General features: G+C 48.9%; 16 protein-coding genes, 1 tRNA gene and 1 pseudogene. 5 read left to right on the forward strand and 13 right to left on the reverse strand.

The features are described 5' to 3' along the window. Window positions 1–325 precede the first annotated feature (325 nt). Window positions 326–1,723, reverse strand: a complete 1,398-nt coding sequence (locus PN498_RS01385; protein WP_272060881.1) for an MATE family efflux transporter — start codon at window positions 1,721–1,723, stop codon at window positions 326–328. Between the two features lie 120 nt (window positions 1,724–1,843). On the opposite strand from PN498_RS01385, the gene PN498_RS01390 reads away from it, so the two are divergent. Continuing rightward, window positions 1,844–1,915: transfer RNA gene (locus tag PN498_RS01390), tRNA-Thr, on the forward strand. A 237-nt stretch (window positions 1,916–2,152) separates the two neighbouring features. Here PN498_RS01390 and PN498_RS28545 read toward each other — a convergent pair. The 4 genes and pseudogenes from PN498_RS28545 to PN498_RS01405 all read right to left on the reverse strand — a co-directional run. Continuing rightward, a pseudogene (locus tag PN498_RS28545) lies at window positions 2,153–2,641 on the reverse strand (BREX system ATP-binding domain-containing protein); the annotation flags it as partial. 79 nt (window positions 2,642–2,720) lie between these two features. Beyond that, window positions 2,721–2,954: a hypothetical protein gene (locus PN498_RS01395; RefSeq protein ID WP_272060882.1), complete on the reverse strand. Its 234-nt coding sequence runs from the start codon at window positions 2,952–2,954 to the stop codon at window positions 2,721–2,723. Window positions 2,955–3,263: 309 nt separating this feature from the next. Further along, window positions 3,264–3,545, reverse strand: coding sequence for a type II toxin-antitoxin system RelE family toxin (locus tag PN498_RS01400; protein ID WP_272060883.1), 282 nt, complete (start codon window positions 3,543–3,545; stop codon window positions 3,264–3,266). After that, window positions 3,526–3,753 (reverse strand): hypothetical protein, encoded by a 228-nt coding sequence (locus PN498_RS01405; RefSeq protein WP_272060884.1) that lies wholly within the window; start codon window positions 3,751–3,753, stop codon window positions 3,526–3,528. Before PN498_RS01405 ends, PN498_RS01400 begins: the two co-directional genes overlap by 20 nt. 33 nt (window positions 3,754–3,786) lie before the next feature. Here PN498_RS01405 and PN498_RS01410 point away from each other — a divergent pair, with 33 nt between their 5' ends. Next, window positions 3,787–3,918 carry a hypothetical protein gene (locus PN498_RS01410; protein WP_272060885.1) on the forward strand — a complete coding sequence of 44 codons (132 nt, stop codon included), beginning with the start codon at window positions 3,787–3,789 and terminating at the stop codon, window positions 3,916–3,918. Between the two features lie 72 nt (window positions 3,919–3,990). On the opposite strand, the gene PN498_RS01415 is transcribed toward PN498_RS01410, so the two are convergent. After that, the gene (locus tag PN498_RS01415; protein ID WP_272060886.1) at window positions 3,991–4,374 is read right to left on the reverse strand and encodes a DUF5615 family PIN-like protein; all 384 of its coding nucleotides are present in this window, start codon (window positions 4,372–4,374) and stop codon (window positions 3,991–3,993) included. Then, complete coding sequence (locus PN498_RS01420) at window positions 4,371–4,598, reverse strand: DUF433 domain-containing protein (protein WP_272060887.1); 228 nt, start codon at window positions 4,596–4,598, stop codon at window positions 4,371–4,373. Before PN498_RS01420 ends, PN498_RS01415 begins: the two co-directional genes overlap by 4 nt. Window positions 4,599–4,916: 318 nt before the next feature. Between PN498_RS01420 and PN498_RS01425 the strand changes: the two genes are divergently transcribed. After that, entirely contained in the window at window positions 4,917–5,897 is a 981-nt protein-coding gene (locus tag PN498_RS01425) for an SH3 domain-containing protein (RefSeq protein ID WP_272060888.1), read from the forward strand. A 211-nt stretch (window positions 5,898–6,108) separates the two neighbouring features. Here the strand turns inward: PN498_RS01425 and PN498_RS01430 are convergent, their stop codons facing one another. Genes PN498_RS01430 through PN498_RS01450 form a run of 5 tightly spaced genes read right to left on the reverse strand, consistent with a single transcriptional unit; the run spans window position 6,109 to window position 7,339 of the window. Then, window positions 6,109–6,315 (reverse strand): DUF2283 domain-containing protein, encoded by a 207-nt coding sequence (locus PN498_RS01430; RefSeq protein ID WP_272060889.1) that lies wholly within the window; start codon window positions 6,313–6,315, stop codon window positions 6,109–6,111. Continuing rightward, complete coding sequence (locus PN498_RS01435; protein WP_272060890.1) at window positions 6,315–6,575, reverse strand: hypothetical protein; 261 nt, start codon at window positions 6,573–6,575, stop codon at window positions 6,315–6,317. The genes PN498_RS01430 and PN498_RS01435 overlap by 1 nt, the downstream gene beginning before the upstream one ends. 9 nt (window positions 6,576–6,584) lie before the next feature. Beyond that, a complete protein-coding gene (locus tag PN498_RS01440) occupies window positions 6,585–6,743 on the reverse strand; it encodes a hypothetical protein (RefSeq protein ID WP_272060891.1) in 159 nt (52 codons plus the stop codon). Continuing rightward, a complete protein-coding gene (locus tag PN498_RS01445) occupies window positions 6,740–7,096 on the reverse strand; it encodes a DUF5615 family PIN-like protein (protein WP_272060892.1) in 357 nt (118 codons plus the stop codon). Before PN498_RS01445 ends, PN498_RS01440 begins: the two co-directional genes overlap by 4 nt. Beyond that, the gene (locus PN498_RS01450) at window positions 7,097–7,339 is read right to left on the reverse strand and encodes a DUF433 domain-containing protein (protein WP_272060893.1); all 243 of its coding nucleotides are present in this window, start codon (window positions 7,337–7,339) and stop codon (window positions 7,097–7,099) included. It lies immediately after the preceding gene. Between the two features lie 207 nt (window positions 7,340–7,546). Between PN498_RS01450 and PN498_RS01455 the strand changes: the two genes are divergently transcribed. Next, window positions 7,547–7,795 (forward strand): UPF0175 family protein, encoded by a 249-nt coding sequence (locus PN498_RS01455; RefSeq protein WP_272060894.1) that lies wholly within the window; start codon window positions 7,547–7,549, stop codon window positions 7,793–7,795. Beyond that, complete coding sequence (locus tag PN498_RS01460) at window positions 7,779–8,291, forward strand: DUF3368 domain-containing protein (protein WP_272060895.1); 513 nt, start codon at window positions 7,779–7,781, stop codon at window positions 8,289–8,291. Before PN498_RS01455 ends, PN498_RS01460 begins: the two co-directional genes overlap by 17 nt. Before the next feature lie 2 nt (window positions 8,292–8,293). Here the strand turns inward: PN498_RS01460 and PN498_RS01465 are convergent. Beyond that, a partial coding sequence (locus PN498_RS01465) for a hypothetical protein (RefSeq protein ID WP_272060896.1) occupies window positions 8,294–8,507 on the reverse strand: 214 nt, incomplete at its 5' end.

Below are 8,507 nucleotides of genomic sequence, written 5' to 3' on the forward strand. Positions count from 1 at the left end.
CTGTAGCCATCTAGGTTTGCGCATTCCAGTAGCATCTGAGTGCTTAGCATAGACCAGATGGCTTGCCGTCTGGTCCTAACGGAACTGGCGACGGCTATAACTGCACTTTGCAAAATTGCGCTTTAAAGGGGGCAGAAAACCTGCCCCCTTTATCGATCAAGCAGGGCACAGGATTCCTTTATCTCAGATCTTGCAGTTGTCCCGACATTGCCTGGTCTGGCCCCCCTGCCCCCAAATTTGGGGGGTTCTGAGATCGAAGTCCCCCAGAATTGGGGGATTTAGGGGGCAAATGCAGGATGCTGATGTACTAGTGCAAGATCTCAGTTTATCCCTCTGTCCTTGCCCTTCTGCCTTCATCCTTTCGCTGTAACAGAGTCCAGAAACGCCAAATGTAGGCGATCGCAGCAACGGCCAAGCCTACGTAAGCACCAACCCAAATTCCTACTCCTCCTAATTCGGTATGAAATCCTAGTCCATAACCGACGGGGAGCCCTATTCCCCAATAAGCCACAACGCCCAGCAGCATGGGGATGCGAGTATCCTGTAAACCTTGCAATACACCATTTGCAGTCCGCTGTACACCATCTACGATTTGCCCAAATCCTGCCACTGTCAACAAGATCACACCCAGTTGCAATACCTTCTGGTTAACCGGATCATTCACGTCTAGATAAACGCTAATGATGGGTTGGGGAAAGGCCACAAATACAACACCCGCCACAAACATGACGGCGATCGCGGCACTGACACTCACCATTGCCGCCCGTCGGATGCCTTCGTAATCTCCCTGCCCATACCACTGTCCTACTCGAATGGTGGCCGCGTAAGACATTGCCAGGGGCACCATAAAGACGACGACGACAGTTTGCAGCGCCAGCTGTTGGGCTGCCAGCACATGAGTACCCAGCGCTCCCATCATGAGGGTCATGACGGTGAACAAACCATGTTCCAAAATGGTTGAAACGCCAATCGGCAAGCCAACTTTGAGGAGCGATCGCACCACACGTGGATCAAACCGATGCAGTCTCTCAAAGAGACGATAGGTAGCTAGTGTGTCCCGTCGATGCCAGAGCACATATCCCAACAAAGATAAAAACATAACGCTGTGTGCCAAAGTGCTCGCCAGTGCCAGTCCTGCTAGTCCCATCGCTGGAAAACTCAGCTTTCCGAAAGCTAGTACGTAGTTGCCCGCTACGTTCAGCAGATTAGCCACCACCACAATCACCATGATCGGTCGGGCTTGTGATAGCGCAGTTACTGTACATCGCAATACTGCAAACCCAAGTCCTGGCAACAATCCCCAACGAGCAACATCCAAATACGTATCTGTCAGACTGATGACCGTGGAATCCTGACCAAGCAGCGTCATTAGCCCGTCCAAATGCGCAATAATTGGCAAGCTCGGCAATGCTATCAATAAAGCAATCCACATCCCTTGTCGGGTAATTCGCCCAACGCGACGAGGCTGCTGGGCTCCATGAGCTGCCGCGACCAAAGGACTGACACTGGACAGCACACCGATTCCTGTCATTAGGAAAGACATGAAGACCATAACGGCCAGCCCCCCAGCGGCTAAGGAAGCCTGCCCCAACCAGCCCATCATGACGGTATCCACGAATCCTGTCATTGCTTGAGCTACCTGAGCACTTGCCAAGGGCAACGCCAATTGCAGAAACGCTTTGATTTCAGTTCTTAGCGCTAGGCTCGGCGCACTATACTTCATTTCCGTTCACTAACCCGACCTTCCCATTGTTGCGCTTAAAAAGGAAATAAGAGGGTAGAAGACTCGGTTAAAAGAACGCGCCATTAGCGAAGTCCCCTGTTAAAATGAAAAACTGCATGTGCCGATGTGGCTCAGTGGTAGAGCACTCGATTCGTAATCGAGCGGTCGCGGGTTCAAATCCCGCCATCGGCTTCTAGATAAATCAAGGTTTTCGCCTTGTATGGCAAGGGTTTCAGTGACCACCTTGGTCAGGAGTAGCTCGTTCGCGTTTGGTGTTTTTGGACACAATTGGGCAGGTTTAGAAGGCGTTTTGAGATAAACTTGGGATAAGCTATTGAGGGTAAACCTACGCCTCAGAGCAGAGGTTGCGCCATGAATCCGCCAGCCCCAGAACCCGACGCAAGGCAAAGGTTGGGACGGTAACGGTTCGTAACTATAGATACCCTTGCGGGTATCCATGAGAAATTCGGGCGTTCCTCCCAACACAAAGCCCAGGTTGTCGGCGGTGCCCTGTAGGCTATCGTTGAGGATCCGCAGAATTTGTTCGTAGTTGCTTTTGCGCGCCTGGGTATTGGCAAGTTTGTAGAGGTTCACCAACTCATCTAAGCAGACGACAAAACCGCCGTAGCCTGCCAGCTTCACAAATCGAGCAAAGAGCTTGAGTTGATCGTAGAAGTTGGCATCATCCACAATCATGCGAACGCCCAAAGCCTTTTTTGCATCGGTTTTGGTGCTGAATTCTCCGCGTAGCCAACGAACGGCATTGGCTTTCAAGACATCATCGCCAGTATCATGCCCTCGCCAGTAGGCGGCAATCACTTCGGCGAAGTCGTAACCGCCTACCATTTCTGACAGATGCTCTAAGCGCTCGCGAATAATGACCTCTGGGTTTACGTCGCGCGATCGCGCCTCGGTCATGGCTGAGCTGACGAACTTTTCGACCCCAAAGTCGTGCTGCCCACCTCTGCGGAAATGCAGGGATGGGCAACCGAGATGGTTATGGAATCGTGCGTTTGCGGGTCATGACGCTGATGAATTCGCCATTGCGCCCGGTGGGTAGGGGTTCGCTCCAGGCGATGCGTTCGCAGTAGCCGAGCAGGGCCATGCGGTTGATGGCGTCGATAATCGCGCTGTAGTCGCCAAGGAGGATATGGCGAACGGCCTCCTGGTTGAAGGAGGGTAGGTTAAAGGTGGCAGGGGCATTGCCCCCGCCGCCGGATGATTGAAACATACGGGTGTCTCCGTTTTCGTTTGAAGGAAAACGGGGAATTGTCTAGCGTTTCCCAAATGAGGCGCAACGAAGAAGCTAGATCATAAAATGATCCCAGATATCTCGTCTTACCTGTGTTAAGTCGGGATGTTCAGGGGATTAGGGAGGCTCCACCCTCTCTCTTCCCCGCCTAGAATCATTCCCCGTGGAAGGGATTGTATAGGATGCGATCGCGGCGTACAACCGTATTTGTTGATTTGTTGATGATGAAGAGACTGCTGCCGCAGAGCCGATTGCGTATCTCAGGCACTTTTGTGCTGAATTTTCAAACTATGCGTCGTAAATGTTGCCTCGATAGTTGATGTCGTAGATAAAAATCTCACCCGTTTCTCTACGAATTTGGAAAATGACGCGAATCTTGCCCACCCGGATGCGAGAGAAGCCAGCGAGGGTGCCTTTCAACTTTTTGATATCGAGTTCTTCAGGGGGATAAACTTGCTGAGTTTCTAGACAAGTTTTGAGAATGCCGATTTTAGCGATGATGGCTTTGCGGCTATTGCCATCAACTTTTTTGAGAAACTTATCGGCTGACTTACTGAGCTTGATCCGCATCGTCAAACCAGTGGGTAATGTCAACGAAGTCTGAATCGGGATGGCTCTCTGGAGAGAAGGAGGCTTCGATTTCTGCTTGCTCTGCGTCATCCACATACGGAGTGAGCAATTCAAAGAATTTGAACCACTCTTCGCGCATTACTTCACGAACGCTTTCTTTGATCAGCGACTTCAAAGCGTTAGCGTCTAGCGAGATAGTGGGTTCCATAATCAGTCCCTGGATAATGCGTTCTCTCAGTATATGAGACTAAAGCTGGAACGCTGGCAGGTTGAATGCGCAACCTCCGCTGGCTATCACCAAGGCGATGTCTCTCCAATAGCGCATCGCCCCGTACAACCGTATTTGTTGATGAGGCGAGAAGGGGCGATCTAATAAAGCTGTTTGGATAATCGTCGGAGAGTTAAAAGAGGAGGGCGATCGCGATTGCTATGGTTGGAAAAAAGATCAAGCCTTCCGAATTTCACCAATCGGTAAAGAACGAACCCGAATTCTGGCTTGTTCGATGACGACGATACTGCCCTCTTCTAAAGCAGGTGTTACCCTCGGTAAGTTTTTCAAGAGCAGGGCTAGCTGACGTTGCGGACTTCGTTCTGAACCCCGTCGAAATAGGAGTACCGAAGGATACTGGGTTTGTCTTTGCGAGAGTAATGTCCCAAAGTCGGTGTCGGCAGACAATACCGCTCGATCTTCTGCGGCGGCGCGATCGAAAATTTCGGTGTCGGCTGCCGCCTGCATATCGTAATCGCGAACGTGAACAGCATCATACCCAGCGTCTCGCAGTCCTGCCGCCACCAGAGGCGACAAGGCGTTATCAACGAGGTATTTCATGCTGATAAGAGGGGCAGTTCGCGTTCTTGAACGGCTTGCGCGGCGTAACGCAGCGCCTCATACAGGTCTTGAGGCTCCAGGTCGGGGTAGGCCGCCAAAATATCGTCTGGTTGCATGGCTTCGGCAAACATCCCGACAACGGTAGCGACGGGAATGCGTAAGCCTCTGATGCAAGGGACTCCCCCCATTTGATCAGGATTGACGGTGATGCGGGTAAATCTCATGCGTTTCCTCCTGGCACGCTCAGCTATTGACCTTGATACAAGTATCTCAAATGTTTAATCTATAGGCGATCGCGGCAGAAGATATCCACACAGCCCGATTACCATTGTGATTGACTACGGCTCCTGGTTTCGCTAACTTGACCTAGCCTACAGAGATTTACGATCGCACTCAAAGTTTCTTGATGCAATCTTAAGTAGAAGGGGGCTTCAGCAGCATTAAAATTCAAGACTACAAAAATTCAATGAACTTTTCAAAAAAGATCTGGAATAACAACTTCCCTTTCTGAATAGTAATTAGCAATCTTAGGATTCAGCAAAATGACTGATTCAGGAAGAAAAAATCGTAAAATTCAGTGGATTCTTCTATCCTTAACAATTTTCGGTTTGATTTTTGCTTTTGTCAGCGATTTCATAATAGAGTTCCAAACCAGGAAAAAGTATCCCATCCAGAGAAAGTTAACCCTCGAGGAAGTAGAAAGAAACTGTAACCACGCACGTGATAAAAGTGAAATTGCTCAAAGCCAATATAAACGTGCACAAGAAGAAGCGTTAGAATCAGCCGGAATTGATCCAAGTGATCCAGTTACTTATGAAAACTTTGGAGACCTGACAAATGCTGCTGCATCCTTGGTTGATGATATTCCATCATACGGCAATACTAGTTTTTGGTGCAAAAACGTAGCTCCTGGAAGTACAGTTGAAGAATATTTGGAAGATGGAGAGGTCTTTTTGAGAGTAATAGACAAAGGGCCAGAGCTATCAGTTGATGAAACGGAAAACGAAAAAACCTTTACTCATATAAAAGAGAATTTTCCGATCAATTTAATTGTCATTACTCCAAAACAAAATAGTGGAGAAGTGATTGGATATGAAGAGGGCTTTACATATGGAGATGGAGATTACTCTACGCATAAAGTTATAGTTAAAGAATGGGTTGATGACTTTATCGGCAGTGGTAAATGGATAGAGACAGCTTATGATCCAACTGAATTAAAGCTGTCTTCTGTAGAGATTGTTCCCGAAAATCAAGATGTACTAGACAGTGAAGAAACCCTATCATTTTCGGGGGAAAGTTTTCAACAAGCTGTCCTCGTAGCACAAGATTCACAAGCACAAATTAACATTAGAGTTGGGCCAAGTACAGACACCATAGCTCGTCATTATGGACTAGCGAATGATCAGGTAACCATCCTAGATCAAACTAGAAGCGAAGATGATTTTATTTGGTACAGAGTCAGATTTGAGGAATCGGCTGCTGAAGGTTGGGTTCGAGGTGATTTTGTGAGAGTTACTAATTAGTACGATCGCCTCTAACCGTCGATTAAATTGACGTAAGAAAATCCAACAAACATTCTCCTCGGCTTCATCCCGAACTTGATGCTCCCAAAACCGTCGCTGCCAAACCGCCTGCTCTTGCTGCTTGCGTCGCGATAAAGACTGTTGTCGCTTGTGCAATGTCCTTTCAGGGCTAGTGTGAAACGATGAGGGTGGGGAGCGATCCGCTTAAACTTTACGCCGCCAAAAGTGGGACTCCCAGCGCCTGTAAATCAACCGTCTCTACGTTTTTAGAATAGTTGTCTAATGTAATAGCAACGATCTTGCCATCACTGTCATAGTCCAAAATCAAATCATCGGTAACGGCATCTGTCGCCGTAACGGGTTTTGTCGTCAATTCAATTGCTAAGGTATCGGTGTCATGAAAATACTGAATCTTCATCAGGGTTCTTCACCTCGTCTTTGACGTTTGTAGAAATTGCGATCGAAGAAAGCATTGTGAACGGTTTCACCATCCTCTAATGTGATCACCCGCAAAACCCGGTTTTCTGCCTCTTCAATGTTGCCCCAATAGGCAATTCGTTGGTTAGGTTGTTGCTCTGTTTTAACCGGGTTCGCCAAGACCCTCGTTATCCACGCCCGCTCAACTTCAGGATGTTTTTGCGCAGCAAAGTTGTCAAAATAGTGAGTGGTTTTGAGCATAGCCCATTATTATGACTGGCTGATGGTGACGAGATCGCTCCTCAGACACGCTACAAGGATGAGGGCGATCTCGTTCAGCCCTACCCTCATGTCGGAACTCGATAGAGCAATCGCCTCGCCTTTCAGGGCTAGTGTGAAACGATGGGAGTGGAGTGCGATCGCGCTCATTCTCGCATCCTGGCAAAGCGTACTTTCTGCTCTGTCGCGACCACAAAGTTGTCAGGCAGTTGAGTTGCGTAACTATTGAGTAGACGCTCCAACATCGCAATCTTATTAGCTGAGCGTTCGTCCTCAAGACGGAGTAAGATCACTCCTCGATGCGGTCGACGTTCGCGAAAGATCTTTTCGCCAAAATCTTTATCACTGGTGACTAAAATCCAGCCTTCATCAAACGCTTTTCGCAAGATAGCATCGTCATCAGTACCCCGTGCCTCCTGGTAAACGGAAAAGACCTCATATCCCTGTTCTCTCAACCATCGAGCTACAAACACACCCGTATTTTCATCCACGAGAAAGCGCACTTACGCGATCTCCATCGGCATAAAGCTGGCACTCTCCAGCAATCTTGCAGCAAACAACAGACAAGCTCGAATATCGGCTGCCGTCACCCCTTCATACTCCATCAAGATCTCTGACTCCGTCGCCCCATGAGCCAACAAATTCAAAATATATTCCACAGTCAAGCGTGTGCCTCGGATGACCGGCTTCCCTACCATCACCTGCGGATTTGTTGTAATGCGGCTGAGGAGTTCTTGATCAGTCATAGAGATTCGGGATGTCTAACTGCCTACAATTATTAGCCGTGATATCAAGAACGAGCAATCACCTGCTATGAACGGTGATCGCCCTGCCGACGGATTATTGCGAAAGTAAAGGGAGTGGGGAGCGATCGCTTCAAGACCAAGTTTCGCCAGCTATCCCCCATAATGGGCTTACCGCCGATTTCTTCGCAACCCTCAGAGCATGAGCCGATGCAACTGCCCATTCCTGAATCCATCGTTCAATCCATCCGCTTACCCGAAAGCCGTCTTGAAACCGAGCTGTTGAAAGAACTTGCGGTGGCGCTCTATGGACAAGATCTGCTGTCTTTCGGCAAAGCGCGTGAACTGGCCAACCTGGATCATCGCCAGTTTAGTCAGCTTTTAGGCGATCGCGGCTTACTGCGACACTACTCAGAAACTGAACTTGCTGAAGATCTAGACTATGCCCGTCATCAGTAACACTTCACCGCTGCTTGATCTGGCAATTGTCGATCACCTATTTCTATTACCCCAGCAGTGTGGACAAATTATCATTCCCGAAGCAGTTTTGGCAGAACTCAAAATCAATGATGATTTGCCCGGTTCCAGTGAACTAAAATCGGCAGTCGGTGAAGGCTGGCTTGTGGTCAAAGCCGTGGAAGATCGAGCCCTCGTGAATCTCCTCCGACGGGAACTGCATCAAGGCGAATCCGAAGCGATTGCCCTTGCCGTGGAACTCTCTGCGGATAAAGTGTTGTTGGACGAAAAGGAAGCTCGACAAGCGGCAAGAGCACTGAACTTAAGCATTACAGGCATTGTGGGAATTTTGCTAAGAGGGTGGCAAGAGGGCTCAATTCCATCCCTGAAAAACGTATTTGATCGCTTACAGCAAGACGCTAATTTCTGGCTCTCGCCTGCCCTGCGGACGCAAATCTTGCAGGTCAGTGGCGAGCTTGATCCTGACTCTAGCGATTAGGGTCAATGCCAACGATGATCGCAAACTTCTACATAGGAGCAAAATCCGCAACTCGCTTCAGACGGGGTGTGAGTGACTGGACTTTGGACAATCAGGGTGACTGAAGAGCAGGAAAGTGGTAGAGGATTGGAAACTCTAAGCCCTACCACTGATGTCAACCTATCTTGAACCGCTGCGCCAATTTCGCCAAGCGATTTACGAAAGCTTTCCGTATCG

Source organism: Oscillatoria sp. CS-180 (assembly GCF_028330965.1).
Classification (GTDB): Bacteria; Cyanobacteriota; Cyanobacteriia; order Phormidesmidales; family Phormidesmidaceae; genus Halomicronema.